The organism is Micromonospora krabiensis (assembly GCF_900091425.1).
Taxonomy (GTDB): Bacteria; Actinomycetota; Actinomycetes; order Mycobacteriales; family Micromonosporaceae; genus Micromonospora; species Micromonospora krabiensis.
Map to the genome: position 1 here is coordinate 4,875,549 of NZ_LT598496.1, position 26,346 is coordinate 4,901,894.

24 protein-coding genes are annotated in these 26,346 nt (G+C 74.6%); 13 read left to right on the forward strand and 11 right to left on the reverse strand.

From position 1 onward, the window contains the following. The first annotated feature begins 373 nt into the window (after nucleotides 1-373). From GA0070620_RS22290 to GA0070620_RS22310, 5 genes are all read left to right on the forward strand, one after another. Nucleotides 374-3,442 carry an AfsR/SARP family transcriptional regulator gene (locus GA0070620_RS22290; RefSeq protein ID WP_091593872.1) on the forward strand — a complete coding sequence of 1,023 codons (3,069 nt, stop codon included), beginning with the start codon at nucleotides 374-376 and terminating at the stop codon, nucleotides 3,440-3,442. Nucleotides 3,443-3,710: 268 nt separating this feature from the next. Further along, a complete protein-coding gene (gene moaC, locus GA0070620_RS22295; RefSeq protein ID WP_091593874.1) occupies nucleotides 3,711-4,202 on the forward strand; it encodes a cyclic pyranopterin monophosphate synthase MoaC in 492 nt (163 codons plus the stop codon). After that, nucleotides 4,199-4,669 carry a MogA/MoaB family molybdenum cofactor biosynthesis protein gene (locus tag GA0070620_RS22300; protein WP_091593876.1) on the forward strand — a complete coding sequence of 157 codons (471 nt, stop codon included), beginning with the start codon at nucleotides 4,199-4,201 and terminating at the stop codon, nucleotides 4,667-4,669. The genes moaC and GA0070620_RS22300 overlap by 4 nt, the downstream gene beginning before the upstream one ends. Before the next feature lie 97 nt (nucleotides 4,670-4,766). Further along, complete coding sequence (locus GA0070620_RS22305; RefSeq protein ID WP_231922460.1) at nucleotides 4,767-5,975, forward strand: molybdopterin molybdotransferase MoeA; 1,209 nt, start codon at nucleotides 4,767-4,769, stop codon at nucleotides 5,973-5,975. Further along, the gene (locus GA0070620_RS22310) at nucleotides 5,972-6,400 is read left to right on the forward strand and encodes a molybdenum cofactor biosynthesis protein MoaE (protein ID WP_091593880.1); all 429 of its coding nucleotides are present in this window, start codon (nucleotides 5,972-5,974) and stop codon (nucleotides 6,398-6,400) included. Before GA0070620_RS22305 ends, GA0070620_RS22310 begins: the two co-directional genes overlap by 4 nt. Nucleotides 6,401-6,479: 79 nt before the next feature. Here GA0070620_RS22310 and GA0070620_RS22315 read toward each other — a convergent pair whose 3' ends face one another. Together GA0070620_RS22315 and GA0070620_RS22320 are read right to left on the reverse strand one after the other, a co-directional pair. Further along, complete coding sequence (locus GA0070620_RS22315; protein ID WP_091593882.1) at nucleotides 6,480-7,922, reverse strand: glycosyltransferase 87 family protein; 1,443 nt, start codon at nucleotides 7,920-7,922, stop codon at nucleotides 6,480-6,482. 219 nt (nucleotides 7,923-8,141) lie between these two features. Then, entirely contained in the window at nucleotides 8,142-8,687 is a 546-nt protein-coding gene (locus GA0070620_RS22320; RefSeq protein WP_091593884.1) for a DoxX family protein, read from the reverse strand. 134 nt (nucleotides 8,688-8,821) lie between these two features. Between GA0070620_RS22320 and GA0070620_RS22325 the strand changes: the two genes are divergently transcribed. Beyond that, nucleotides 8,822-9,367 (forward strand): GNAT family N-acetyltransferase, encoded by a 546-nt coding sequence (locus GA0070620_RS22325; protein ID WP_091593886.1) that lies wholly within the window; start codon nucleotides 8,822-8,824, stop codon nucleotides 9,365-9,367. 22 nt (nucleotides 9,368-9,389) lie between these two features. Here GA0070620_RS22325 and GA0070620_RS22330 read toward each other — a convergent pair whose 3' ends face one another. The 3 genes from GA0070620_RS22330 to GA0070620_RS22340 form a co-directional block, all read right to left on the reverse strand. Continuing rightward, nucleotides 9,390-10,631, reverse strand: coding sequence for an ATP-binding protein (locus GA0070620_RS22330; RefSeq protein WP_091593888.1), 1,242 nt, complete (start codon nucleotides 10,629-10,631; stop codon nucleotides 9,390-9,392). A 142-nt stretch (nucleotides 10,632-10,773) separates the two neighbouring features. Further along, entirely contained in the window at nucleotides 10,774-11,166 is a 393-nt protein-coding gene (locus tag GA0070620_RS34160) for an LppU/SCO3897 family protein (RefSeq protein ID WP_091599174.1), read from the reverse strand. Nucleotides 11,167-11,756: 590 nt separating this feature from the next. Further along, complete coding sequence (locus GA0070620_RS22340; RefSeq protein ID WP_091599177.1) at nucleotides 11,757-12,251, reverse strand: LppU/SCO3897 family protein; 495 nt, start codon at nucleotides 12,249-12,251, stop codon at nucleotides 11,757-11,759. 481 nt (nucleotides 12,252-12,732) lie between these two features. Here GA0070620_RS22340 and GA0070620_RS22345 point away from each other — a divergent pair, with 481 nt between their 5' ends. After that, nucleotides 12,733-13,704 carry an EamA family transporter gene (locus GA0070620_RS22345; RefSeq protein WP_231921906.1) on the forward strand — a complete coding sequence of 324 codons (972 nt, stop codon included), beginning with the start codon at nucleotides 12,733-12,735 and terminating at the stop codon, nucleotides 13,702-13,704. Between the two features lie 10 nt (nucleotides 13,705-13,714). Further along, nucleotides 13,715-14,404: a prepilin peptidase gene (locus GA0070620_RS22350; protein ID WP_091593890.1), complete on the forward strand. Its 690-nt coding sequence runs from the start codon at nucleotides 13,715-13,717 to the stop codon at nucleotides 14,402-14,404. 121 nt (nucleotides 14,405-14,525) lie between these two features. Here GA0070620_RS22350 and GA0070620_RS22355 read toward each other — a convergent pair whose 3' ends face one another. From GA0070620_RS22355 to GA0070620_RS22375, 5 genes are all read right to left on the reverse strand, one after another. Beyond that, nucleotides 14,526-17,720, reverse strand: coding sequence for a UvrD-helicase domain-containing protein (locus GA0070620_RS22355; protein ID WP_091593892.1), 3,195 nt, complete (start codon nucleotides 17,718-17,720; stop codon nucleotides 14,526-14,528). Between the two features lie 76 nt (nucleotides 17,721-17,796). After that, nucleotides 17,797-19,041, reverse strand: coding sequence for a metallophosphoesterase (locus tag GA0070620_RS22360; protein WP_091593894.1), 1,245 nt, complete (start codon nucleotides 19,039-19,041; stop codon nucleotides 17,797-17,799). Between the two features lie 11 nt (nucleotides 19,042-19,052). Continuing rightward, nucleotides 19,053-19,331, reverse strand: coding sequence for a MoaD/ThiS family protein (locus GA0070620_RS22365; protein ID WP_231921907.1), 279 nt, complete (start codon nucleotides 19,329-19,331; stop codon nucleotides 19,053-19,055). A 2-nt stretch (nucleotides 19,332-19,333) separates the two neighbouring features. Beyond that, nucleotides 19,334-20,344 carry a GTP 3',8-cyclase MoaA gene (gene moaA, locus GA0070620_RS22370; protein ID WP_091593896.1) on the reverse strand — a complete coding sequence of 337 codons (1,011 nt, stop codon included), beginning with the start codon at nucleotides 20,342-20,344 and terminating at the stop codon, nucleotides 19,334-19,336. Beyond that, entirely contained in the window at nucleotides 20,341-21,255 is a 915-nt protein-coding gene (locus GA0070620_RS22375; protein WP_091593898.1) for a fructosamine kinase family protein, read from the reverse strand. Before GA0070620_RS22375 ends, moaA begins: the two co-directional genes overlap by 4 nt. A gap of 197 nt (nucleotides 21,256-21,452) precedes the next feature. On the opposite strand from GA0070620_RS22375, the gene GA0070620_RS22380 reads away from it, so the two are divergent. Both GA0070620_RS22380 and GA0070620_RS22385 read left to right on the forward strand, forming a co-directional pair. Further along, nucleotides 21,453-22,490: a DUF4192 domain-containing protein gene (locus GA0070620_RS22380; protein ID WP_091593900.1), complete on the forward strand. Its 1,038-nt coding sequence runs from the start codon at nucleotides 21,453-21,455 to the stop codon at nucleotides 22,488-22,490. A 113-nt stretch (nucleotides 22,491-22,603) separates the two neighbouring features. Next, the gene (locus GA0070620_RS22385; protein WP_091599186.1) at nucleotides 22,604-23,311 is read left to right on the forward strand and encodes a GAP family protein; all 708 of its coding nucleotides are present in this window, start codon (nucleotides 22,604-22,606) and stop codon (nucleotides 23,309-23,311) included. Here GA0070620_RS22385 and fdhD read toward each other — a convergent pair. Next, a complete protein-coding gene (fdhD, locus tag GA0070620_RS22390; protein WP_091593902.1) occupies nucleotides 23,301-24,158 on the reverse strand; it encodes a formate dehydrogenase accessory sulfurtransferase FdhD in 858 nt (285 codons plus the stop codon). The two genes, GA0070620_RS22385 and fdhD, sit on opposite strands and share 11 nt — an antisense overlap. Before the next feature lie 51 nt (nucleotides 24,159-24,209). Here fdhD and mobA point away from each other — a divergent pair, with 51 nt between their 5' ends. From mobA to GA0070620_RS22405, 3 genes are all read left to right on the forward strand, one after another. Further along, nucleotides 24,210-24,812 (forward strand): molybdenum cofactor guanylyltransferase, encoded by a 603-nt coding sequence (mobA, locus tag GA0070620_RS22395; protein WP_091593906.1) that lies wholly within the window; start codon nucleotides 24,210-24,212, stop codon nucleotides 24,810-24,812. Continuing rightward, nucleotides 24,809-25,075: a DUF6457 domain-containing protein gene (locus GA0070620_RS22400; RefSeq protein ID WP_091599189.1), complete on the forward strand. Its 267-nt coding sequence runs from the start codon at nucleotides 24,809-24,811 to the stop codon at nucleotides 25,073-25,075. The genes mobA and GA0070620_RS22400 overlap by 4 nt, the downstream gene beginning before the upstream one ends. A gap of 127 nt (nucleotides 25,076-25,202) precedes the next feature. After that, nucleotides 25,203-26,318 carry a T3SS (YopN, CesT) and YbjN peptide-binding chaperone 1 gene (locus tag GA0070620_RS22405; protein ID WP_091593907.1) on the forward strand — a complete coding sequence of 372 codons (1,116 nt, stop codon included), beginning with the start codon at nucleotides 25,203-25,205 and terminating at the stop codon, nucleotides 26,316-26,318. Nucleotides 26,319-26,346 lie beyond the last annotated feature (28 nt).

A 26,346-nucleotide genomic window follows, 5' to 3' on the forward strand; every position in this document is an offset into this window, starting at 1 on the left:
CGAGAGTAGAAGCGAAAGCGCGTCATGCGGAAGCATTTATGTCGGTATGCGCAACATAAGCCAAGCTGGCACTGGTTTGTCACGTTCTGTCCGCAATCCTGAGCGGAGCGCGCTTAACCGATTGGCCAACATCCACGCTGGCATCGGCGATGCGGATGGACGTTAACGCTGGGTTGCCTCTCCAGTGTCGCTGAGGTCGCCGAAACCTTCATCCGCACTTCGGGCCCTTCCCCGATCGGTTCGGTTCGACGGCGTGTGGCCACCGTCATTGCGCAGGGTGACCAGGGTGGCGCCCAAAGAGGGACCAGTTCACGGCTGTCCTACCTCTATGCTGCGACGCGAATACCCAATTGTGGGCAAAGTAGAGGGACCGGTGGAGATTCGCGTTCTGGGTGGCCTGTCGGTGCAACTTCCGGGCGGCACACTGCAGCTGGGGACGCCCAAACAACGGGCCGTTCTCGCGATGCTCGTGACACAACCGGGTCAGCTTGTGACGGTCGGCGAACTGGTCGACGAACTCTGGCCCGCGGAACCGCCCCGGTCCGCCGTTCCGAACGTCCGTACCTACGCCGCCAATCTGCGTCGGCACTTCGAGACTCTTCTTCCCGACGCCCGGGTACTGCGGCCCGAGGGAAACGGCTACCGGCTGCACGTCGAGCCGGACCGAATTGACGTCTACCGTTTCGAGGTCGAGTGCCAGCACGCTCGGGACCTGCTCGACCGGGGGCTGCTCGACCGGGCCGCGGAGCTGCTCGACGTGGCGGTGGGCCGCTGGCGGGGCCCGATGCTCGCGGGCGTGCCCCTCGGACCGGTGCTGACGGCCCGCACCGTCGCGGTCGAGGAGGAGCGGGTGCTCGCCGTCGAGCTTCTGGCGGACACCTGGACGCGTACGGGCCGCGCGGAACAGGCCGTTCCGCTGGTGCGGGACCTGCTGGGTCGCCACCCGCTCCGCGAGTCCGCCCACCTGCTGCTGATACGGGCGCTCTACCGGCGCGGCGACCGCTCGGGTGCGCTCGCCGCGTACGGCGACGCGCGGGACCTGTTGCGGGACGAGCTGGGCATCGCGCCCGGCGCGGAGCTGCGGCGCTTCCGCCGCGCACTGGACGAGGGAGCGCGCCCGAGTCCGGTGCCGGCCCCGCGGGCGACCCGCGACGCCCACACCGACCCGCCGGTGGACGCCCCGGCCCGGTCTTACGGCACCGGCAACTGGCTCCCCCGACCGGTCACCGACTTCGTCGGGCGCGGCGGGACGATCGAGCGGGTGCTGGCCGAGACGCGCCGGGTGGAGGGCCGTACGTCCGCGGTCCACGTGATCGACGGCATGGCCGGCAGTGGCAAGACGAGCCTCGCCGTGCACGTGGCCCACCGGTTGGCCGACCGCTATCCGGACGGGCAGCTCTTCATCGACCTGCGCGGTCACGGCGGCGGGGACCCGGTCGACCCGGGCGTCGCGCTGGCGACCCTGCTGCGGCAGCTCGGCGTGCCGGGTCAGCAGATCCCGGCGGAGCTGGCCGACCGCGTCGACGCGTGGCGACGGGAGCTGGCCAACCGCCGGTGCGTCGTGGTCCTGGACAACGCCGGCAGCCGGGAGCAGGTGCTTCCGCTGCTCCCGGTGCGGCCCGGTACCGCGATCGTCGTGACCACCCGCCGGCGCCTCACCGGACTCGGGGTGGGCCCGCCCGAATCCCTGCCCGTGATGACCCTCGACGAGGGCCTGGAACTGCTGGCCCGGTCCGCCGGCCCCGCCCGGGTCGCGGCCGAGCCGGACGCCGCCGCCGAGGTCGTACGCCGCTGCGGCCACCTGCCGCTGGCGATCCGGCTGGCCGGATCCCGGCTGGCGCGGCGGCGCAGCTGGCGCCTCGGCGACCTGGCGGCGCTCCTGGCCGACGGGACGCGCGCGCTCGGTCAGCTCTCCGAGGAGGAAAGGACCCTGGCCGGCGTCTTCGCCACCTCGTACGAGCCGTTGAGCGAGGCCGGTCGGCGGCTGTTCCGACTGATGAGCCTGCACCCGGGCGGGCACCTGACCCTGCCGATGGCGGCGGCGCTCGCCGGTCTCCCGCTCGACGCCGCCGCCCGGGCCCTGGACGAACTCGTCGACGGCCACCTCGTCGAGGAGGTCGCGGCCGAGCGGTACCGCATGCACGACCTGCTGCGGCAGTACTCGTCGGAGCTGTCGGCGCGCACCGACACCGCTGAGGACCGTCGGGCCGCGCTCGCGGACCTGCTGGACCTGGTGACGCACGCCGTGCTGCGGGTGGCCGAACTGCTCGAACCGGACTTCATCCGCGAGCAGGCGGCGCCGGGGCCGCCCCGCCGCCCGGACCTGCTCGCCGCGCTGGGGCCGCCGGCCGTCGAGACGTTGGAACGCGAACGGGCGGAGCTCGTCGCCCTGGTCGTCCGCGCGCAGGAGGAGGGCCAGCACGGGTACGCCTGGCGTCTGGCCCGGATCCTCTGGCGGTTCTTCTACATCCGCGGCTACTTCGACGACATCATCCTGACCCACTGTCACGGGCTGGCCGCGGCCGAGGCGGCCGGCGACCCGCACGCCATCGCCTCGATGAACAACTACCTGGCCTCCGCGTACGCCCGGACGGGTGACTACCGGGCCGCGCTGGAGCACGTCACCCGCGCGGTGGCGGTGTGCGAGCGGGCCGGCGAGAGTCACAACCTCTTCCGGTACCGGGCCAACCTCGTCGTCGTGCAGATGCTCCGGGGCAACCTGCGGGAGGCCGTCGAGGTGGGCCTGGAGAGCCTGCGGGACGCCCGGGGTCACGGTGGGCACGACGTAGCCGTCGGGCTCCCCAACACCGGGCTGGCCCTGGGCCTGAGCGGACGGTACCGGGAAGCCCTGCGGATCCACCGGCTGCACCTCTACTGGGGGCGGCAGGGCCGCAGCACCTTCCACATCCTCAACGCGCTGAGCCACATCGGCGGGGTGCGGATGCGTCTGGGCGAGCACCGCCAGGCGATCCGGCTGCTGCGGGCGTCGCTGTTGCTGCGCGACCGGACCGGCCACCGGTACGCCGAGGCGGAGGTCCGCAACGACCTCGGTGCCGCGTACCGGGCCCTCGGGCGGCTCGCGGAGGCCGAGCAGGAGCACGAGCTGGCCCGGACCCTGGCCCACGAGTCGGGCGAGCGGCACGTGGAGGCGGCCGCGCTGAACGAACTCGGCCGGACCCTGGCGACCGGCCGTCGGCGGGACGAGTCGGCCGGGATGTATCGGGCCGCGCTGCGCCTCGCGACCCAGATCGGCCACCCGTACGAGCAGGGGCGGGCGTTGGCGGGTCTGGCCGAGCACCACGCGCGGACAGACCCGACGGAGGCACGTCGGCACTGGGAGCGGGCGCTGGCGATCTTCGAGCGGATGGGCGCCCCGGAGCGGTTCGAGGTGGCCCGGCTGCTCGACGCCACACCCGTCGACCGGTCCCCCGGTGGCGGCTGACCAGGCGAATCCGCTTATCGAATTCTTATCGCCCCTCCCGCTATGGTCTTCGCCGTGTCGGCGAACGGGGGAGGTTCTGGCGCGCGTCAGAACCGGGTCGCCGTGTCGCCCGCCGCTCGGGTCCCCCCAGCGACTTGGCGGCGGGTGGGTAGGGAGGGGCGGCGCGGGCCCGGCGAACGGGCGGCGACGCACCGGCGCGGGGCCGCCGCTCCTCCCACCGTCACGGGAGCACTCCGGACGGTCGTACGCGGAGGATAGGCTCGCGGCCGTGACCGAACCCGCGCAGCTCACCCACGTCGACGCGGCCGGCGCGGCCCACATGGTCGACGTGTCCGCCAAGGCCGTGACCGGGCGGTCGGCGGTCGCCGCCGGCCGGCTGCGGACCACACCCGAGGTGGTCGACCTGCTTCGCCGCGACGGCCTGCCCAAGGGCGACGCGCTGGCCGTCGGCCGGCTCGCCGGCATCATGGGCGCCAAGCGCACACCAGACCTGATTCCGCTCTGCCACCCGATCGCGCTCCACGGCGTCACCGTCGACCTGCGGCTCACCTCCGACACCGTCGAGATCACCGCCACCGCTCGCACCGCCGACCGGACGGGCGTGGAGATGGAGGCGCTGACGGCGGTCGCGGTCGCCGGCCTGGCCCTGGTCGACATGGTCAAGGCGGTCGACCCGGCCGCCTCGGTCGATGCGGTCCGCGTGCTCCGCAAGGAGGGCGGCAAGACCGGCGAGTGGGTCCGCCCGGAGGACCGGCCGTGATCCGGGCACGGGTGGTCGTCGCCTCCAACCGGGCCGCCGCCGGCGTCTACGCCGACACCAGCGGGCCGCTGCTCGTCGCCGGCCTGCGTGAGCAGGGCTGCGAGGTCGACGACCCGGTGGTCGTCCCCGACGGCGAGCCGGTCGGCGAGGCGCTGCGGGCCGCGCTGGCCGACGGCATGGACGTCGTCGTGACCAGCGGCGGCACCGGCATCACCCCGACCGACCGCACGCCCGACGTGACCCGGGCGCTGCTCGACTACGAGATTCCGGGCATCGCCGAGGCGATCCGCGCCCACAGCCGCGACCGGGTGCCCACCTCGGCGTTGTCCCGAGGCGTCGCCGGGGTGGTCGGCCGGATGCTCGTGGTCAACCTGCCGGGTTCGACGGGCGGCGCCAAGGACGGGCTGGCGGTGCTCGGCCCGATCCTCACCCACGCCGTCGACCAGCTGCGCGGCGGCGACCACTGAGCGCGCGACTGGTCCGGCGCGGCGACCGGCACCCGGATAGGCTCGCCCGGTGAGCACGAAAACCGCACCCGCCACCGGCCGCGCCGCCGCGCCGCCGATCGGTTGGGACGAGGCGCGCTCCCGGGTCCACGCGGCTGGCCTGGCCGCCGCGCTCCCCGTGGCCGCCCGACCGCTCGCCGACACCGACGGGCACACCCTGGCCGCACCGTTGACGACCCGGACCGACCTGCCCGCGTTCCCCACCTCCAGCGTGGACGGCTGGGCGGTGCGCGGCGCGGGCCCGTGGCGAGTCGTCGGGCGGGTGCTGGCCGGCGGCACCCCGCCACCCCTGACCGAGGACGGCACGACCGTCGAGATCGCCACCGGCGCCATGGTGCCCGAGGGCGCCACCGCCGTGCTGCGCGTCGAGGAGTCCGAGCGCACGACCGACGACCGGGTCACCGGCACCCCCCGGTCCACACCCGAGTGGCGGAAGCCGGGCGAGGAGGCGTACGCCGGGGAGGAGCTGTTGCCCGCCGGCACCCCGATCGACCCGGCGGTGATCGGCCTGGCCGCCTCCTGCGGGCTCGACACCCTGCCGGTCCGGCGCGCGCCGCGCGCCGCGCTGCTGGTCTTCGGTGACGAGCTGCTGACCGCCGGCCCACCGGGCGCCGGCCGGGTGCGTGACGCGCTCGGCCCCTCGGTGCCGGCCTGGTTGCGCCGCTACGGCTGCGCGGTCGGCGCCGACGACGTGACCGGCCCGGTGGTGGACACCCTCCCGGCGCACGTCGACGCGCTGCGCGCCGCGCTGGACACCGCCGACCTGGTCTGCACGACCGGTGGCACCATGCACGGTCCCGTCGACCACCTGCACCCGGCGCTGGCCGCGCTCGACGCCGACTACGTGGTCAACACCGTCGCCGTCCGCCCCGGGTTCCCGATGCTGGTGGCCCGGGTGACCGGCGCCGACGGCCGGGCCCGCTTCGTGGCCGGGCTGCCCGGCAACCCGCAGTCCGCGATCGTCGCGCTGGTCTCGCTGGTCGCCCCGCTGGTCGCCGGCCTCCAGGGCCGGTCGCTGCCGGCGTTGCCGGAGGTCACGTTGGGCGAGGCGGTGCCGGGTCGGGGCGACTTCACACACCTCGCCCTGGTGCGGGTCGACGAGGTCGACGGCACCGCCCACCCGGTCCGGCACGTCGGCTCGGCGATGCTCCGAGGGCTGGCCCGCGCGGCCGGCTTCGCGGTGATCCGCCCGGGCACGACCGGTGAGCCGGGCGCACGGGTCCCGCTGGTGCCGCTGCCGCTGCTGGCCGGGGAGCGTGCCCGGTGACCGCCCCGACCGTGGCGTACGGCGAGGTCACCGACCAGCCCCTCGACCTGGCCGCACACGAGGCCGCGGTCGCCGACGCGCGGGCCGGCGCGGTCGTCTCCTTCCAGGGCGTGGTGCGCGACCACGACCACGGCCGCGCGGTGACCAGCCTGGAGTACGAGGGGCACCCGAGCGCCGAGCAGGTCCTCCGCGAGGTCGCCGCCGAGATCGCCGCCGACCCGGACGTCTACGCCGTCGCCGTGTCGCACCGGATCGGTCCGCTGGCCATCGGCGACGTCGCCCTCGTCGCGGCGGTCAGCACCGCGCACCGGGCCGCCGCGTTCGCCGCCTGCGCCCGGCTGGTCGACGAGGTGAAGGCACGCCTGCCGATCTGGAAGCGACAGGTGTTCGCCGACGGTACCGAGGAGTGGGTCAACTGCCCCTGACCGGTGGTGACCGGTCAGGGGGCCGGTGGTCACGCGCCGTCCGGAGAGCGCCCCCGACGGCAGGTGGAGGGGCCGCCGGTCAGCGTCGGGCGGCGGCGACCGCCCGGCCCATCCGGTCGGCGTGGAAGGCCGGCTCGGCACCCGGACGCCACGGCAGCCCGGCGACCAGCACGATCAGCGCCACCGCCAGGGAGTTCTCCATCAGCGCGCCGAAGAGGCCGTCCTGGTAGTGCGACACCTCCGGCAGTTGGTGCTCGTACGGCCAGATCGGCGAGATCAGGAACAGCAGGTAGAGGCCCAGCGCGGCCACGCCGTGCCGCAACCCGGTCAACGTCGGGTACCAGATCGGCGGGCGCAGCCCGTTCACCCCCGGCAGCCCGCCGTTCGGCTGCGCCGGTCCGGCCCGGTACGCGAGCCCCCGGCTCGCCTCGCGGCGGCGTACGGCGGCGTCGGCGAGCACGATGATCGCCGGGATCACCCACACGAGGTGGTGCGTCCAGGAGATCGGGCTGATCACGTTGGCGGTCAACCCGACCAGCGTGAAAGCGGTGAGCTCGTCGCCATCCGCGTGCGCGTTCGTGGCGCGGGACAGCCCCAGCGCCAGGATCAGCACGGCGAACGAGAACCAGAGCAGCCCCGGCGTCTCGATCGAGTCGTACAGCCGCGCGAGGAGCCCGGCCAGCGACTGGTTGGGTGTCATGTCGGCGGCGCCGACCCGCTCGGTCTGCCACAGCACGCTGCCGAAGTACGCCCGGGACTCCGCCCCGACGATCGCGAAGGTACCGACGGTCACGGCGACCGTGGTGCCGATCGCCGTGGCCGCGACCCGCCACTGCCGCGTGAGCATCAGGTAGGCGATGAAGAGCGCGGGCGTGAGCTTGACCGCGGTGGCCAGCCCGATGCCGGCGCCCGCCCAGGCTCCGCTGTAGAGGAAACGCAGCAGCGGGCCGTCGTCGGCGGTCGCGTGCGTGCCCCGGCGGGACCGCCAGCGCAGGCCGATCAGGTCGGCCATGATCAGCGCGAACAGGAGCAGGTTGACCTGGCCGTAGCCGAGGGTCTCCCGGGCCGGCTCGATGGCGGCCGCGAGCGGCACCGCGATGGCGACCGAGAACCACAGCGGCCAGGCCAGCCGGTCGACGATCGGACGCAGCAGGGCGGCCAGCACGATCGCCAGCGCCGCGAGACTGGCGGCCGCGTTGACCAGGCCGGCGAGCCCCACCGGCAGGTGCGCCATCGGCAGCATGACCAGACCGGCGAACGGCGGGTAGGTGAATCCGAGTGTGGTGTCGGGAGCGATGAATTCGTAGAGCTCGTGACCGCTCGCCCACCACACCACCGCGCCGTGGTAGATCTTCATGTCGAAGAAGTTGTACGGACGCCCGAAGAGGCCGATGGCGAGCCACGCGGCATAGGCGACGGCGGCCACGACGCCGACCCGTACGACTGTCCGTCGATCGATCCCACTCGTTACGCGGTGCAGCGGGGCGAGGCGGCCCGGCCGTCTCCCGACGGTCGCCGGCATGGCGTGGCCACCCCCGTACCAAGGTCGTCGTCCTACCCGTGCAGGTCCTGCACGGAGCCTAGAACGGCGCCTCACCTCAATGCCTCCCGCGTTATGCGACCGTGTCCGATCCCACACAAGTTTTTGACATTTCCACCGCGTTAACGCCTACCGCGCCGTTCAGGTGATTCGCGGCGTTGGGTGGGGTGCGGTGTCACCGAGGGGAGGTATTGACGCAGGTCAGCCGGGAATTCGTCGGGCGGTGGCGGCGGATCGTACGGCGATCCGGGCTTCCCGCCGCGCGGTGCGGACCGCCCGCCGCACGGAACGTCGAGAGTGGCCGATGCGGTGGCCGGTGCGCCAGCGCAGCCCCGGCCGACCCCCGGTGTCCGCGGCGGCGAGGAGCAGCCCGCCGAAGAGGCCGAGGTTCTTCAGGAAGTGCACCTGGTTGTTGACCCGTGCGGTCGGGTCGTCGTTCTTCCAGAAGGGATGCCCGGCGACCGTCACCGGGACGAGCGTGCCGGCCAGCACCAGCGCGGTCGGCCGGGTGAGCCGTCCGGTGGCGAACATCAGACCGGCGCCCACCTGCACCGCCGCGTTGGCGCGGATCAGCGTCACGGTGTCGGTCGGGATGCGGGGGTTGACGCTCTCGAGCAGGGGGGCCACCCGATCGGTGACGGGCTTGGCCGTCGGCGCCAACCGCTCCGGGTTCATGAAGTTGCGGTACCCGCTGTGCAGGAAGATGCCGCTCAACATGATGCGGGCGAGGGAGCGTACGGGTTTCATGGCTCAGTCATACCCCCTCGTGACCCCCGCCACCCCTGCAACCGCCGATCCGAACCCGCCCGCGTACGCGCCGCGCCACGCCGAATCGAGCGACCGTCGCGGATGGACCGGCTGCGGGGAGTAACGTCGCGCGCGTGACGACGCTGCGGCTGCGACCCGAGGGCCCGGCCGACGCCGGCCCGGTCCGGCGGGTGCTGGCCGCGGCTTTCGCGCGACCCGACGTCGCCACGCCGCCCGAGGTGGGCCTGGTCGAGGAGCTGCGCGACAGCGACGCCTGGATCGCGGAGCTCGCGATGATCGCCGAGTACGGCGGTGAGGTCGTCGGCTACGCGCTGCTGACCCGCGTACGGGTGACATCCGAGGTGGGCCCGGCGCCCGCGTTGGCCCTCGGTCCGGTGGCGGTGGCGCCGCACCGGCAGCGGGTCGGGCACGGCACCGCCGTGGTGCAGGCCGCCCTGGACGCCGCCACGGAGCTGGGCGAGCGGCTGGTGGTGGTGCTGGGCAACCCGGCCTACTACCGGCGCTTCGGGTTCGGCCGGGCCGACCGGATGGGCCTGACGAGCCCGTGGTCGGGGCTGGGTGAGCCGTGGCAGGCGCTGGTGCTGCCACCGGTGACCAGCGACGCCGCGCCGCCGCCGCAGGGCGAGGTGGTCTTCCCGCCGCCCTGGTCGAAGGTCTGAGCCGCTCGGGTGGGTGGCGCGCTCACGCCGGCTGCGTGCGCAGATAACGGCCGAAGTGCGGAACGGTGAACGCGACCGTTCCCCGCTCGCCGGAGTAGATGAGCCCCTTCTTGATCAGGGCGTCCCGGGCCGGCGAGAGGCTGGCCGGCTTCCGGCCGAGGGCACGGGCGATCTCCGCCGTCGGCACCGCCGCGTCCATGTCGTCGCGGACCGGGCCGCCCGCCTCGGCCTCCACCAGCGACAGGGTGGCCATCGCCCGCATGTACTCGCGTTCGGCCGGGGTGGCCCGCTCGAAGCGGGAACCGAAGAACCCGACCGCCAGCTCGGCCTCGGCCTCCGGCGCGGCCACCCGCACGTCGGCCGCGGTGATCGGGGAGCGTGGCGCGTGGTCCCAGGTGGCCTTCCCGTATGCCTGGACGAAGTACGGGTAGCCGCCGGACTTCTCGTAGAGCAGGTCGAGCGCCTTCTGCTCGTACTCCACCTCCTCGCGCTCCGCGGGCGCGCAGAACGCCTGGTCGGCGGCGATCCGGTCGAGCCGGTCGATGCGCTGGTAGCGGAAGAGCCGTTCGGAGTACGACTTCGCGGCGCTGAGCACGGCCGGCAGGTGCGGCAGGCCGGCGCCGACCACGATCAGTGGCGCGCCGATCTGGGAGAGCTCGTGGCAGGCGGCGCAGAGGGCCGACACGTCCTCCGGGCCGAGGTCCTGCATCTCGTCGATGAAGATGGCGATGCCGGTGCCGACGTCGCTGGCCACCGCCGCCGCGTCGCTCAGCAGCTCGACCAGGTCGATCTCGATGTCACCGGAGTCGGCCCGGCCGCTGGCCGCGGGCACGTCGATGCCGGGCTGCCAGCGGTCGCGCAGCTTCGGCGCGGCGCCGCCCCGGCCGGTCGGTGCGGCGCGCATCGCGAACGCCTTGAGCACGCCGAGGAAGGCGTCGATCCGGTCGGGCGCCCGGTGCCGTGGCGCCAGCTCCCGTACCGCCATGTGCAGCGCGGCGGCGACCGGACGGCGCAGCGACTGGTCCGGCCGAGCCTCGATCTTGCCGGTGCCCCAGAGCCGGTTGATCGCCTGCGAGCGCAGGGTGTTGAGCAGCACGGTCTTGCCGACGCCCCGCAGGCCGGTGAGCATCAGGCTCCGCTCCGGCCGCCCCCGGGCGATGCGCTCCAGCACGATGTCGAAGACGTCCAGCTCGCGGCCCCGCCCGGCGAGTTCGGGCGGACGCTGGCCGGCGCCCGGCGCGTACGGGTTGCGGACCGGATCCACGCATCGGAGAGTATCGGGCCGTCTAGCGGAGCGGCTAGACATCTGTAGATGGAGCTACCGGCGTGTCGGGATCGTCGACATAAAACTAGGGCTGTCTAGCGTCTACGCTAGACAGCCCTAGTTTCGGCTATGAGGCCGACGACTACCGCTCTCGGAGGCAGAGCACGTAGTCCAGCACGTCGATCGTGTTGTCGTGCACGTAGTTCGCCGTGGCCTGCGGCGCGAGGGTCTCGCACCGGTCGCCGTCGGTCGTCGCCGGAATCCTCAGCAGCACCTCGTACGTGTTCGGGCCGCAGGGCACCTTCCGCAGCTGGGCGTCGTCGTCCGTGCCGTCGTTGACCAGGCAGTCGCCCTTCGCGAACTCGTCACGATCCGGGCTCGGGGCCGCACTCGTCGGGGCCCTGGTCGGCAGGGCGGGCTCGCTCACCGACGGGCTCGCGCTCGTCGTCGAGTCGTCCGCCACCCGCCACACCGCCCAACCGACGAGCCCGACGCACGGGCAGAGCAGGAGCAGCACGACCAGACCGATGATCAGGGCGATCTTTCCCCCGTTCCGCTTCCCGGGCGGCGGGACCGGAGGCATCCCGTAACCGGGCGGAGGCGGGGGAGCGCCCCACGGGCCGGGCGTCGGCCCGGGCGGCGGGAACGGGGTGCCGGCGGTGGGGGCGGGCGTCGGCCCGGCCGGCGGGAACGGCCCGGGTGGCGGCGGGCCCGCCGGGCTGCCCGGTGGCGGGTAACCGGCCGCGCCTCCCGGTGGCGGGTAACCACCCGGGCTGCCGGGCGGCGGATAGCCCGCGCCCGAGGTCGGTGGTTGCGCCGATCCCGCCGCCGGTGGACCCCACAGCGGCGCGGTCGGCGACTCCCCACCGACGGGCGGCATCGGCTCAGGTCGGGTCGGTGGCTCCGCGCCCGCCGGTGGCGGCGCCCACTCGGAGCGCATCGGTGGTTCGGCGGCCGGCTGCGGCTGGGTGGGCGGCTCGGCTGCGGTCGGCGGCGTCGCCGGCTGGGGCTGGGTGGGTGGCTCGTCGCCGGCCGGAGGCGGCGCCCACTGGGACTGCGTGGGCTCGTCGTCGGGTCGGCCGGGTGGTCCGTAGGTCGTCATCTCATCCCCAGGGGTACGGCGGATCAGCGCTGCTTCAGGCAGAGCACGAAGTCGAGGGTGTCCAGCTCGCTGTCGAAGAAGTACCAGTTGGTGTAGCCGGTCACCTTGGCGCACTTCGCCTCGGCGTCCTTCTCCCCGCTGGTCGCGCCGTCGACGCGGCGCAGCACCTCGTACGTCTTCGGGGCGCAGTCACTGATCAGCAGCTTCGGCTTGCCGCCGGCCGGTCCCTCGTTGCGGACGCACTGGCCGACCTTGACGAACCGCGGGTCGGCCGACGACTCCGGCGCCGGGTCGCTCGGCACGTCGGTGGGCTCGGCCGGATCGGCGCTCACGTCCGGGTCCGCGCCCGCACCCGCGGCCGGCTCGGTCGGCGCGGCCACCGGCGCCGCGTCGTCCCCGTCCAGCAGGACGAAGGCCGTCGCCCCGCCGCCCAGCACGAGCAGCGTGAGCACCACCAGCACCGCGATCAGCGGCCCGCGCCGCTTCGGCGGCGGCGCGGGATCCTCCGCGTACGTCACGGCGGCGTCACCCGGGCCCGGGAAGGAGGTGGCGTATCCCGGCGTGACGGTCGGTCCGTGCGGCCGGGTGCCGTAGACCGGGCCCTGGTCGTAGCGCGGGCTCTCGCCGTAGTGCGGGCTCTCGCCGTAACGTGGCGCGGCACCGCCGTAGGTGGGCGCCTCGTCGTAGCGGGGCTGCTCGCCGTAGGGCGATCCCGTGCCGTAGCGCGCGTGCTCGTCGTAGCGCGGGCCCTCGCCGTAACGCGGATCGGGATCGGCGGGGCGGTAGGCCCGGTCGTCGTGCCCGTGCGTCGGGTAGGCCCCCTGCTCGTGCCACGGGTCCGGGGAGCCGCCTCCCGGTGATCCGTAGTTCGCCATGCACGCCTCCTGCGCGAGTGGTGAGGCCGGCCACCAAGGTGGGACGCCGACGCCGACGTCACCGTAGCGTGGACCAGCGATGAGCTCGACTCCGCCAAGTGCGTCCCGGTCCGACGTCCCCTCCGTGGACGCCACCGTCGCCGCCGCCCCGGCCGCCGCGCCCGCCCTGATCTGGACCGCCCTGATCGTGGTCTATGTGCTCTGGGGATCCACCTACCTGGGCATCCGCATCGCGGTGGAGACCCTTCCGCCGCTCGCCTCGGCAGCGGCACGGTTCGCCGCCGCGGCGGTGGTGCTGGCGCTCGTGCTGCGGCTGCGGCGGGGGCCCGGCGCGCTCCGCGTCGACCGCCGTCAGCTCGGCGCCGCCGCGCTGGTCGGGATCCTCCTCCTCGCCGGCGGCAACGGGCTGGTGGTGCTGGCCGAGTCCGGGCCGCCCGGGGTCGCGCTGCCCTCCGGCATCGCCGCGCTGCTGGTCGCCACCGTGCCGCTGCTGGTCGTGCTGCTCCGGTCGGCCACCGGGGACCGGCCCCGACTCTGGACGTTCGGCGGCGTCAGCGTCGGCTTCGTCGGCCTCGTCCTCCTCGTGCTGCCGGGCGGCGGCACCGACGCCGTACCGCTCGTCGGCGCGCTCACCGTCGTCGTGGGGGCCGCCTGCTGGTCGGTCGGCTCGTTCCTCTCCGGGCGCATCCGGATGCCCGACGACCCGTTCGTCGCCACCGTCTACGAGATGCTGGCCGGCGCGCTGGTCCTCGCCGTCCTCGCGGTCGGTCGGGGCGAGTTGGTCGGCTTCGATCCGGCCCAGGTCAGCCTCCGCTCGTGGCTCGCGCTCGGCTACCTGATGGTCGCCGGCTCGCTGGTCGCCTTCACCGCGTACGTCTGGCTCCTGCACCACGCCCCGATCTCGCTCGTCGCGACGTACGCCTACGTCAACCCGGCGGTGGCGGTCGTGCTCGGCGCGGTGCTGGTCGCCGAACCGATCACCCCACAGGTGCTGGTCGGCGGCGCCGTGATCGTGGCCGGTGTCGCTCTGGTCGTGAGCACCGAGAGACCCCGCCGTTCGGGCACGGGGTCCACGGCGGAACCGGCGCGCCGGTAACGTCCGGCCGGTGCCCGCCGGCCCGTCGATCGTCGCTGTCCTTCTCGGCGCCCTGGTCGGGCTCGGCGCCCCGCGCCTGGCCCGGCGTGTCGTCGCGGCCCTCCCCCCGGTGGTCGGGGTGCGGCCGCCCCTGCCCGGCCCGGCGCTTCCCGTCCCCGGCGCTGGGCCGTCGATTCGCGGCGGCGTCGGGACGGTCGTGGCGGGCGCGATCGTGTTCGGCGGCCTGACCGTCGCCCTGGGGATCGACCCCGTCCTGCCGGTGTTCCTCGCGCTGGCGGCGGTCGGCCTGGTGCTGGCCCTGGTCGACCGGGCCTGCCTGCGGCTACCCGATGCGCTGGTCGGTGCGGCGGCGCTGGTCGCCGGCCTCGGTCTGACCGGTGTCGCGCTGGTGACCGGAACGCCGGACCGCCTGCTCGGCGCACTGCTCGGTGCGCTGGTGGCCGGCGGTACGCACGTCGTGCTCGCGCTGCTGCCCCGGTCGCGGCTCGGCTTCGGGGACGTCAAGCTCGCCACCGTGCTCGGCCTGCCACTCGGCTGGCTCGGCTGGCCGACCCTGTGGCTCGGACTGCTGCTGCCGCACCTGCTGCACGGCCTGCTGGTGCTGATGCTGCTCGCGACCCGCCGGGTGCGGCGCGACACGACGCTACCCCTCGGCCCGGCCCTGCTGACCGGCACCTGGCTGGCCACCCTGCTCCCCTGACCCGCTCCCGCGATCTTGCACTTTGTGCCCCAACGAAAGGGGCGAATGCCGCAACCCGGGGGCCGAAACTGCAAGATCGCGAGCGGGGGCGGGCGGGCGGCGGGAGGAGGGGGGCGGGGGGTTAGATCAGGCGGAGTTGGCGGTCCTTGGGGCGGCGGGGTTCGGCTTCGCCGAACCGTTCGAACAGGCCCGGGTCGATGGAGTCGAGGAACGGCGAGGGCGCGCACTCCCGTTCGCTGCCCTGACGGGTGCGCCGGGCGGCGTGGCTGACGTAGAGGCGGTCCTGGGCCCGGGTCAGCCCGACGAAGAAGAGCCGCCGCTCCTCGGCGATCGCGTCCTCGTCCGGCGTGGCGCCGGGCCAGCGCAGCGGCAGCAGCCCGTCCTCCGCGCCCACGAGGAAGACCACCGGGAACTCCAGCCCCTTGGCGGCGTGCAGGGTGAGCAGGGTGACCGCCTCGGCCCGCGGGTCCAGCGCGTCCACCTCGGCGCCGGTGGCCAGTTGGGAGAGGAACAGCGGCAGGTCGTCGCCGCAGCGTCGGGCCAGCGGCGTGAGCAGGTCGACCGCCGTCCGGACCTCCTCCGGCCGGACCGTGCCCGACCCGTCCAGCGTGGGCGTCGCGAACCGGTCGGCGAGCACCTGGCCGGCGAGGCGTACCCGGGCGGGCAGGTCGCCGCCGAGCCCGTCGGCGTGCCGCAGCTCGCGGGCGATCGCGGCCACGCCGGGCCGGTCCCGGAGCCGGTCGTGCGAGCGCTTCTGCACCGGGATGTTGGCCCGGGCCAGCGCGTCCAGGATCGGCGCGGCCTGCGAGTCGGTGCGGTAGAGCACGGCGATGTCGGAGAACGCGAGCGACGTGGCGCGTCCGTCGATGCGACCGGAGTCCAGCGACCGGTGGGAGAGACCGCCTACCAGGTCGTCGATGGTGCGTACGACGAAATCGGCCTCGTCGGCGACGGACGCCGCGGGGTAGCGGCCGACCAGCGGCGCCTCCGGGTCGAGCCGGGCCGGGTCCAACCGACGGCCGCGGACCAGCGACGACGGCGCGATGGCCTGCACCGCGGCGGCCAGGATCGGTGCCGACGACCGGTAGTTGCGGTTCAGCCGAACCAGTCGGGCGTCGGTGAAGTCCTGGGAGAAGCGCAGGAAGTAGCCGACGTCGGCGCCCCGGAACGAGTAGATGGCCTGGTCGGGGTCGCCGATCGCGCAGAGGTTGCCGTCGGCGGGGCTGAGCAGGCGCAGCAGTTCGTACTGCACCGCGTCGACGTCCTGGTACTCGTCGACGAAGACCCACCGCCACCGGTCCCGGTAGTGCGCCACCAGCTTCGGGTCGTCGCGCAGCAGCGCCACCGGCAGAGTGAGCAGCTCGTCCAGGTCGACGAGGTCCTGCTTGCGCAGCAGCGCCGCGTACGCCGTCGGGTCGTCACCGGCCTCGGCGCGGGCCGCCGCGCGGTCGGCGTCGTCGGCGATCCGGAAGTCCACGGGCAGCCCGGCGGCCCCGGCGTTCTCGCGCAGGATCGTCAGCCCGAGGGAGTGGAAGGTGCCGACGGTGACGTCCTCGGCGACCGGGCCGAGCAGTCCGTCGAGGCGGTGGCGCAGCTCCTCGGCGGCCCGCCGGGTGAACGTGATCGCCAGGCACTGCTCGGGGAAGACGTTCAGCTCGGCGCACAGGTACGCGATCCGGTGCGTGAGCGTCCGCGTCTTGCCGGTGCCCGGGCCGGCCACGATGAGCAGCGGCCCGCCCGGCGCGGAGGCGGCCACCCGCTGCATCGCGTCGAGCCGGTCCAGCAGGCCGGTGCCGACCTCCTCCATGCCGGCCAGCATCGGCTCGAACGGCTCGTGCGGCGACGGCGGCGGGGCGATCGGGGGCGGGGGCGGCGGGGTGGCCTTCCGCTTCGGCTCGGCCCTGGCCGCCGCCGGGCGCGCGGTCCGTGCCTTCGGCGCCGCCTCCGCGGGCTTGCGGGGCGCCGGCACGGGTACGTCGAAGAGCGTCTCCGCCTGCGCGCCGCCCGACCTGCCGGGCAGCTCGGTCGGGTCGAACAGGGTGATGACGCCGTACTCGCCGTCGTAGCCGGGCACCCGTCGCACGTCGCCCCGACGCAGCCGGCCGACCCCCTCGGCGAGCAGTTCGCCACCGACCCGCGCGAGGTCGTCGAGCGGGGTGCGGGTCAGGATCTCCAGCTCGGGACCGAGCGCCGCGAGCAGGTCGTTGAGCTTTCCCTCGACCTTCTTGGAGCGGGCACCCACACCGTTGATCTCGCCGAGGATCTCGGCCAGCGGCACGAGGTGGGTCACCTCGCGGGCATGGGACGGCCGGTGGCCCTCCGGGCGGTCGGCCAGCTCCTCCACCCGGCTCAGCACACCGACGGTCAGCGGCTTGCCGCACTCGGGGCAGCGGCCGCCGGCCGCCCGCGTCCGCTCCGGAGCCCAGTTGACGCCGCAGAGGCGGTGGCCGTCCGCGTGGTACTTCCCCTCCTCCGGGAAGAACTCGATGGTGCCGGCCAGACCGTCACCGGTGCGCAGCGCGTCGCGCACGGCGAAGTAGTCGCGTGCCGTCGCGAAGACGGTGGCCTCCCGGGCCAGGGCGGGCGGCGAGTGGGCGTCCGAGTTGGACACCAGCCGGTACGCGTCGAGGCTGCCGACCCGCCAGTTCATCTCCGGGTCCGACGAGAGCCCGGTCTCCACGGCGAAGATGTGCTCGGCGAGGTCGGCGTAGCAGTCGGCGATCGCGTCGAAGCCGGACTTCGAGCCGAGCGCCGAGAACCAGGGCGTCCAGATGTGCGCCGGCACCAGGTAGCCGTCCGGGCTGGCCTCCAGCGTGATCTCCAGCAGGTCCCGGGAGTCGAGGCCCAGGATCGGGCGGCCGTCCGAGCCGAGGTTGCCGATCCGGCCGAGCGCGGTGTTGAACCGTCCCACGGCGTCCAGGTCGGGCAGGTAGACGAGGTGGTGGACCTTGCGTGTCCGGTCGTCCCGCTTGTAGATCGTGGAGATCTCGACGCTGAGCAGGAACCGCACCGGGTCGCTCTCGGCCTCGCTCGCCAGCCGGGGCGGCAGCCGCCGCGCGATGTCCCGCTCCGCCTCGGGGCTGAGCCGGTAGACGCCGGGCTCGGCCGGGTGGAGCGTCTCGCGCAGGTGGTCGTACCAGGCGGGGTGGGTGAAGTCTCCGGTGCCGAGCAGGCCGATGCCCTTGCGCCGGGCCCACCAGCCAAGGTTGGGGAGGGTGAGGTCGCGGCTGCACGCGCGGGAGTACTTCGAGTGGATGTGCAGGTCCGCGACGAACGGCGGGAGGCCACCGGGGGGTGCGGCGCTGAACGGAGGCACGCCGCATCCTGTCACGCCCGGCCGGTGAGCCGCCCGCCGCCACGCACACACGTGACCCGCGCAATGCGCGGACGTCTCACGGTGCGCGCAGCTCCACCAGGGTGATCTGGGGATTCGCGCCGACGCGGACCGGTGGGCCCCAGAAGCCGGCGCCGTTGGTGACGTACACCTTGGTGCCGTCGACCTGGCCCAGCCCGGAGACCACCGGCTGTTCGAGCTTGACGGCCAGGTTGAACGGCGCGATCTGGCCGCCGTGGGTGTGCCCGGACAGTTGCAGGTCGACGCCGTACTTCGCCGCCTCGACCGCGACGACCGGCTGGTGGGCGAGCAGCACGATCGGGCGGGACGGGTCGCGGTCACCGAGCGCGGCCGCGTAGTCCGGCCCGTCGGCCGAGCCCAGCTCGCCGCCGGACGGGTCGTTCACGCCGGCCAGGTCCAGCACTCCGCCCCGGGCGGCGATCTCCACCCGCTGGTTCTGGAGCACCCGCAGGCCGAGCCGGTCCACCTCCCGCACCCACTCCTCCGCCCCGGAGTAGTACTCGTGGTTGCCGGTGACGAAGAAGCTGCCGTACCGGGAGCGCAGGTCGCGCAGCGGTGCCGCCGCCGGCCCCAGCTCCGCGACCGTGCCGTCGACCAGGTCACCGACGACCGCGACCAGGTCGGCGTCGAGCCCATTGATCATGGAGACGATGCGCTCGGTGTGCGCCCGGCCGAGCAGCGGCCCGAGGTGGATGTCGGAGACCGTGGCGATCCGCAGGCCGTCCATGCTCCTGGGCAGCCGGGCCAGCGGGATGCGGACCCGGTCCAGCTCCGGCGGGCCGAGGGCGTTGCGGACGCCGTACCCCGTGACGCCGGCGGCGGTGAGGCCGGCGAAGATGGCGGCCCCGCGCGCGAGCAGCAACCGGCGGGACGCGTCGTGATCGGGCTGTGCGACCGCCTCCGTGGCCGGCGGGTCGGCGGGCCCGGCGGCACCGACCAGGGCCGGTTCGGGCGCGGCGGCGGTGGACTCGGCGGCGACCGCCCGGCGGCGCAGCACCAGCCGGGCCACCAGCATCGGCACCTCCAGCACCAGGAGCAGCACCAGGAGGTAGAACATCAGCGCGAGCCAGAGGTAGCCGGGCCAGGCCAACCAGTACAGCCGGGCCCGGGTGCCGATCAGGGTGGCGGGGATCAGCAGCGCGAGCACCAGGGCGGCCACCGCGCCGGCGCGTCGCCAGCGACCCGGCGCGGTCGTGTCGCGGACCAGCCGCTTCCACAGGTAAAAGTGGATGAGGCCGGTGACCAGGGCGATCACGCCCACGAAAGCCAGCGCCGACAGCACGTACGCCTCCCTCAGCCGCCCGCGAAGGGGGGCAGGACGTCGATCGTGGCCCCGGCCGGCAGCGGTGTCCGACGATCATGACAGGCGATGCCGTCGACGAGGAAACTCGCCACCCGCAGCACGGCCGCGAGCCGGTCGCCGTGGCGGTCGGCCAGGTCGGCCGTGACGTCGTCCAGCGAGCGGCCGGCCGGCACGGTCTCCTCGCTGCGGCCGGCGGCGGCGCGCGCCCCCGCGAAGTAGCGGACGGTGAGTAGCGCCGCGACGGTGGCCGCGGGTGTCGGGTCGGTCACGGTCAGCCTCCGATGGCCGACATGGGTCGGGCGGGTTGCAGGAAGGTCGGGTCGTCGATGCCGTGGCCGGCCCGCTTGCCCCACATGGCGCGCCGCCAGCGGTCGGCGAGTCCGTCGTCGTCCACGCCGGCGCGCAGCGCACCCCGCAGGTCGGACTCCTCGGTGGCGAAGAGGCAGGCGCGCACCTGGCCGTCCGCGGTGAGGCGGGTGCGGTCGCAGTCGCCGCAGAACGGGCGGGTGACGCTGCCGATCACCCCGACCCGCGCCGGGCCGCCGTCGACCAGCCACGTCTCGGCGGGCGCGGAGCCGCGCGCCGCCGGGTCGGTACGCAGGTCGAACTCCCGGGCCAGCGACGCGAGGATCTCGTCGGCGGTCACCATCGTCGTACGGTCCCAGCCGTGCTGCGCGTCGAGCGGCATCTGCTCGATGAACCGCAGCTCGTAGCCGTGGTCGAGGGCGAAGCGCAGCAGGGCGGGCGCCTCGTCGTCGTTGACCCCGCGCATCAGCACGCTGTTGATCTTCACCGGGGTGATCCCGGCAGCCGCCGCGCCCGCGAGCCCGGCCAGTACGGCGTCGAGGCGCGGCCGGCGGGTCAGCTCGGCGAACCGGGCCGGGTCCAGCGTGTCGAGTGAGACGTTCACCCGGTCCAACCCGGCGGCGCGCAGCGCCGGCGCCAGCCGGTCCAGGCCGATGCCGTTGGTGGTCAGCGAGATCGTGGGACGCGGATCGAGCGCCGCCACCTCGGCGACGATACGGGCCAGCCCGGGCCGGATCAGCGGCTCACCGCCGGTGAACCGCACCTCGGTCACCCCCAGGCGGAGCACGGCGACCCGGACCAGCCGGACGACCTCGTCGTCGGTCAGCAGCTCCGGCCCGGCCAGCCAGGGCAGCCCCTCGGCCGGCATGCAGTACGTGCAGCGCAGGTTGCACTTGTCGGTCAACGAGACCCGCAGATCGCGGGCGACGCGGCCGTACCGGTCGACGAGGACGCCGCCGGTCGGGTGGGCGCTCATCCGACGACCGTAGCGCGCCCCAGCCCGCTGAGGGCGGCACGGGCCGTCCGGTTGACCGCATCGCGGTACGCGGAGCCGAACAGCGCGGTGTGCACCAGCAGCAGGTGCAGTTGGTGCAGCGGGACCCGTTCCCGCCACCCGTCGTCGAGCGGCCAGACCTCCTGGTAGGCGGCCAGGATCCGGTCCAGGTGCGGGGCGCCGCCGAAGAGCGCCAGCTGGGCCAGGTCGGTCTCCCGGTGACCGCCGTGCGCGGCCGGGTCGACCAGCCAGGCCCGGTCGTCGGCCGCCCAGAGCACGTTGCCCGGCCACAGGTCGCCGTGGACACGCGCCGGGGGCTCGTCACCGCCGAACTCGCCCACCCGGCCGACGACCTGCTCGACCAGGCCGATGTCGGGCGCGGCCAGCGCGCCGTTGGCCACCGAGCGGTCCAGGTACGGCCGGAGCCGTCGCCGCCCGAACCACTCGGACCAGGGGCCGTCGTCCGGTGTGTTGTCCTGCGGCAGCGCACCGATGAAGCCCGTCCAGTCGGCGCCGAAGGCCGGTGCGCCCGCGCGGTGCAGCGCCGCCAACTCCCGACCGAACCTTTCGGCCGCGTCCGGGCTCGCCTCGCCGGGCTCCACCCACTCCAGGGCCAGCAGTCCGGGCAGCGACACGAGCACCTCGGGTACGCGTACCGCCCCGGCCTCGGCCAGCCAGCGCAGCCCGGCCGCCTCGGCGGCGAAGAAGCCCTCCGGCACCGGCTCGGCGGTCCCCTCCGGCCAGGTCTTGGCGAAGACCGAGTGTCCGTCGTCGAGGGTGAGCCGGGACGCGGCGCAGATGTCGCCGCCGCTGACCGGCGTCTCCCGGATCCGTTGGTGGGTCAGGAAGGTCGGCAGCTGGGTCGGATGCGCGCGCAGGTACGCGAGGTCCATCAGCGCACGGTAACGCCTCCCGTCGGGCCGTACGGCGATCCCGGCGCGGGGACCTCCACCGGGCCGGCGTTGCCGGGCCGTGGAACGAAACCTGCGATACGCCGCTGAGCAGGTAAAACACGGAGCGTGTCTGTGGATGGGCGGCGTGTCGTCCACAGGGGCAGCCGGAGCTGCCCCGAGGGTCGCAGGCTGCGGACATGACCTCGACGGACCACCCTCGGCTCGCCGTCCGCTCACCGGCCGATTTGCTCGCCGCCGTGCCCTACCTGCTCGGCTTCCATCCCGCCGACAGCGTCGTCGTGGTGGCGCTGCGGGGCCGACGGATCATCTTCGCCGCCCGCGCCGACCTGCCCGATGCCGCCGACCTGGCCGGCCCGGCCCGCCACCTGGCCGGCGTCGTCCGTCGGCAGCGGGCCGACGCCGCGACCGTCGTGGGTTACGGGCCACCGGAGCGGGTGACCCCGGCCGTGGACGCCGTACGCGCCGCGCTGACCGGGGCGGGGATCGTGCTGCTCGACGCGCTCCGCGTCACCGGCGACCGCTGGTGGTCCTACGTGTGCACGGAGTCCGGCTGCTGCCCGCCGCAGGGCCGGCCCTACGACCCGGGCGCCAGCGAGGTCACCGCGTCCGCCGTCTTCGCCGGGCAGGTCGCGCTGCCCGACCGGGCCGCGCTCGTGGCGCAGGTGGCCCCGGTCGAGGGAGCGGCCCGATCGGCGATGCGACGAGCGACCGCCGACGCGGAGCGGCGACTGTCCCGCCTGATGGGCGAAGCGCCCGGGGAAGACCCGCCGGACGGCGGCCGGCTCCGCGCGGCCGGGGTCGCGGCGGTACGCGACGCGCTGCGTCGCCTGCGCCGCCGGGAGCGACTCGGCGACGACGAGGTGGCCTGGCTGAGCCTGCTGCTCGCTCACACACCGGTGCGTGACCACGCCTGGGAACGCACCGACGGGCGGGACCGGGACATCGCGCTCTGGACCGACGTGCTGCGCCGGGCCGAGCCGGGGCTGATCGCCGCGCCGGCCTGCCTGCTGGCCTTCGCGGCGTGGCGCGCCGGTCAGGGCGCCCTCGCGGCGGTCGCACTGGAACGGGCGCTCGCCGGGCATCCGGACTACTCGCTGGCGCTGCTGCTGGACGACCTGCTCCGCCGTGGCGTGCCGCCGTCGGAGCTGGACGGGTGGCCGGTGTTCCGCCCGTCCGGCGTCGTACGCCCCCGCCGACGCCGCCGCACCCGCTGACCGGCGCGCACCCGCTGACCCGGCGCGCACCCGCCACCGGCCGGCGGCTGCTCGGCCGCGGTTGCGCGCCCGGACGAAAATGGCCGGATGCCCGTCTCCCCCTCAGTGACCCGATGAGCCTCGGCCTCCTGCTGTCCCTCGCCGGGCTGGCCCTGGTCGACAGCACCAGCATCGGCACGCTCTTCATCCCGATCTGGCTGCTGCTCGCCCCGGGCCGGGTCAGCGTCCGGCGGATCCTGGTCTATCTCGGCACGATCGCCGCGTTCTACTTCGCCGTGGGACTGGTGTTGGTCTGGGGCGGCACCCGGTTGGCCGAGGCGCTCGGCGGCGCGCTCGACCACCGCCCGGTGCTGTGGGCGCAGCTCGTGCTCGGCGTGGGCCTGTTCCTGCTGAGCTTCCGCTACGACGGGAAGCGCAGGCCGCGTACGGGCGGGGTGCTGCGCTGGCGTGACCGGGCGACCGCGGGGGACTCGTCGGCCCGGTGGTTGGTCGGGTTGGCGCTGCTCGCGGCCCTCGCCGAGGTGGCGACGATGCTGCCCTATCTCGCCGCGGTGGGCCTGCTGGCCACGGCCGATGTGAACGGGCCGACCGTGGTCGCGCTGCTCGGCGGATACTGCCTCGTCATGGTGGTGCCGGCGCTGCTGCTGCTGACCGCCCGGGTGGCCTTCCCGACGCGGATCGCACCGGTGCTCGCCTGGCTCAACCGCTGGATCACCGCAAAGGCGGGCAGCGCGCTCGGCTGGATCCTCGGCATCGCCGGCTTCCTGCTCGCCCGCGACGCCGCGCTGCGCCTGGGGCTGCTCGACCGGTTCACCGGGTGACGAGGCGCTGCGGGCCCGCGTAGACGTTCATCGTCCGGCCGCGCAGGAAGCCGACCAGCGTCATCCCGGCCTCCTCGGCCAGGTCGACCGCGAGACTGCTCGGCGCCGACACGGCGGCGAGCAGGGGCACCCCGGCCATCCACGCCTTCTGGGTCAGCTCGAAGCTGGCCCGCCCGGAGACCATCAGCAGGTGCCCGGCAAGGGGCAGCCGGCGTTCGCGGACCGCCCACCCGATCACCTTGTCGACCGCGTTGTGCCGGCCCACGTCCTCGCGCAACAGGACCAGCTCCCCGTCGGCGGTGAACAGGCCCGCCGCGTGCAGCCCGCCGGTGCGGTCGAAGCCGCGTTGCCCGGCGCGGAGCCGCTCCGGCAGCTCGACCAACACCTCGGCCGGCACGGTGAGCGGGTCGTCCGCGACGGGGAAGAGCGAGCGGGTCCGGACGGCGTCGATGCTCGCCTTGCCGCACACGCCGCACGAGCTGGTGGTGTAGAAGTTCCGCGCCGGGTCGATGGTCGGCTCGGGCGCGCCGGGGGCGAGCACCACGTCCACCACGTTGTACGTGTTGGGAGTCTCCGCCCCCGCGCAGAGTTGGGCGGTGCGGACGTCGTCCGTCGACCGGATCAGCCCCTCGGTCAGCAGGAATCCCACTGCCAGGTCGAGGTCGTCGCCCGGGGTCCGCATGGTCACCGCCAGCGGGCGGCGGCGGCCCGGCCCGGCCGCGCCGACGCGGATCTCCAGCGGCTCCTCCACCGCGAGGGTGTCCGGCCGGCGGACCGACGTGCGGCCGTCGGCCGTCGCGTCGAGGTCGATCCGGAGTACGCGGCGTCGGTCAGTGGCCCGTCCCATCCCGCCATCCTCCACCCCACCCCGGGGCGCCCGCACGGCTACCGTGACCGGGTGGGTAGGTACGCGGCGGTGGTGCTCGCCGGTGGCGCGGCCCGGCGGATGGGTGGGGTGGACAAGACCACGCTGCCGGTCGGCGGCCGACCGATGCGGGACCGGGTGCTGGCCGCCGTCGCCGACGCGGAGCCGCGGATCCTGGTCGGCCCGGCCGACGCGGTGCCGCCGGGCGTACGGGTCACCCGGGAGGAGCCGCCCGGTGGCGGTCCGGTGGCGGCGGCCGTGGCCGGGCTCGCCCTGCTCGACCCCGGTACGCCGCTCGTCGCCCTGCTCGCCGCGGATCTGCCGCTGCTCACCCGGGAGGCGGTGGACGCCCTGCGGCGCGCGCTGGACGGGCCGGGTGAGGCGGACGGGGTCTGCTACGTCGACGGCGACGGGCGGCGGCAGTCGCTCTGCGGGGTGTGGCGGGTGGCGCCGCTGCGGGCGGCCCTCGACCGGCTCGCCGCCGCGCGGGGCGGGACACTCAGCGGCGCGTCCGTGCGTGCCCTGCTCGGCGGGCTGACCGTGCGAACGCTGGCCTGGGCCGGGCAGGGCCCGCCACCCTGGTTCGACTGCGACACTGACCAGGACGTACGCCGGGCGGAGGAGTGGGCGCGATGACGCTGATGGACGACTGGGTCACGGCGGCCTGCGCCGAGCTGAGCCTCGATCCGGCGCAGGTGCCGGTGCCGACGGTGCTCGACCTGGCCAAGGACGTCGCCCACCAGGTGCTCCGCCCCGGCGCGCCGGTGTCCGCGTACCTGCTCGGGCTGGCGGTGGGTCGCGGCGCGGATCCGGCGGTCGCGGCGGAGCGGCTGAGCGCGCTGGCCGCGTCCTGGCCGGTGGGGCTGGACGCGGAGACCGTCGACCCGTCCGGCCCCTGACCCCACCGCCGGCTCAGTCGCCGGACGCGCCGGCGGGCCGCGTGGCGGCGGGTTGTCCGATCACGGTCGGGCCTGATTCGACCCCTGCGGCCCGTGGGTAGGGTGACCGGAACGGACGGAGGCGATCATGACGGCAGACCACCCCTCGGCGCCGACAGCGGAGCCGCCCGGCGGCGCGCGCCCGCAGCCGGAGCAGCCGGAGTCGATCCTGCTCGACGAGGCGAGCACCGCGGACCTGCGCGCCAAGGTGACCCACGCCTGGCAGGACTTCGCCCGGGCCCTCGCGGCGCGACTGCCCGCGCTACCCACCGGCGCGCACGTCGAGCTGACCCTCGACCCGACCGCCTCCGGCACCGGCGACGCCGTCTACTCGATCGGGGTGGACGTGGGCGCGGACGGTCGCCTCTCGGCCCGCGCGGTGGGCAACGCCAGCCTGCCGCAGGGCTTCCGACTGAACCGGGCCTCGGTTGCCGACATGATCGCGCTGGGCTGGTCGCCGCCGGGCGTCATCGAGGGCACCCGTGACTACTTCGGGCTGGAGGGTACGACCGCCGACTCCACCCGGGTCGCGGCCCTGCTGTCCCGGACCCTGCGCGACGTATACGGCGCCCCGCACCCGGCCTTCCTCGTCTACCTGATCCACGACGCGGAGGGCGAGCCGTTGCCCGGCGATCCGCTCGGGACCGCCCGCAGCGAGTTCGGCCCGGACGCGGACGTCGAGGCCGACCTGGACGAGGCGCTGGCCCAGGCGGCCACCGCCGAGCCGGAGCAGGACGGCGTGCTGGCGTTGGAGGACCGGGTGCGGACGGTGGTGTCCGCGATGCTCAAGTCGGACTCCGACCGGCTGCAGGTCGACTCGGACGGTGACATCAACATCCGGGCCGGTTCCGCGATGGTCTTCGTCCGGGTACGGGACAACCCGCCCCTGGTCGACGTCTTCTCCCCGGTGCTCACCGAGGTCGAGCCGACGGAGCGGCTCTACGTGCGGCTCTCCGAGCTGACCAACCGGATGCCCATCGGTCGGCTCTACTGCGCCGACGACACCGTCTGGGCGTCGATCCCGGTCTTCGGCCGCAACTTCCAGGCCACCCACCTCATGTTGGCGGTGCAGGTGATGACCGGGCTGGCCGACGAGCTGGACGATCGCCTGCACGGCGAGTTCGGCGGCAAGCGGTTCTTCGGCGAGGGCGACAAGCCGGTCCGCCGCGACGAGGGCGAGCACCGCACCGGCATGTACCTCTGACGGCGGCCGCGCCGCCGCCGCCGGGGAC

Coding starts and splice junctions, on each gene's coding strand:
- GA0070620_RS22315 (WP_091593882.1), bottom strand. CDS start 7,922: ATGCCGGCGACCGTCGGGAGACGGCCGGGCCGCCTCGCCCCGCTGCAC.
- GA0070620_RS22320 (WP_091593884.1), bottom strand. CDS start 8,687: ATGAAACCCGTACGCTCCCTCGCCCGCATCATGTTGAGCGGCATCTTC.
- moaA (WP_091593896.1), bottom strand. CDS start 20,344: ATGAGCGCCCACCCGACCGGCGGCGTCCTCGTCGACCGGTACGGCCGC.
- GA0070620_RS22375 (WP_091593898.1), bottom strand. CDS start 21,255: ATGGACCTCGCGTACCTGCGCGCGCATCCGACCCAGCTGCCGACCTTC.
- GA0070620_RS22380 (WP_091593900.1), top strand. CDS start 21,453: ATGACCTCGACGGACCACCCTCGGCTCGCCGTCCGCTCACCGGCCGAT.
- GA0070620_RS22385 (WP_091599186.1), top strand. CDS start 22,604: ATGAGCCTCGGCCTCCTGCTGTCCCTCGCCGGGCTGGCCCTGGTCGAC.
- fdhD (WP_091593902.1), bottom strand. CDS start 24,158: ATGGGACGGGCCACTGACCGACGCCGCGTACTCCGGATCGACCTCGAC.
- GA0070620_RS22400 (WP_091599189.1), top strand. CDS start 24,809: ATGACGCTGATGGACGACTGGGTCACGGCGGCCTGCGCCGAGCTGAGC.
- GA0070620_RS22405 (WP_091593907.1), top strand. CDS start 25,203: ATGACGGCAGACCACCCCTCGGCGCCGACAGCGGAGCCGCCCGGCGGC.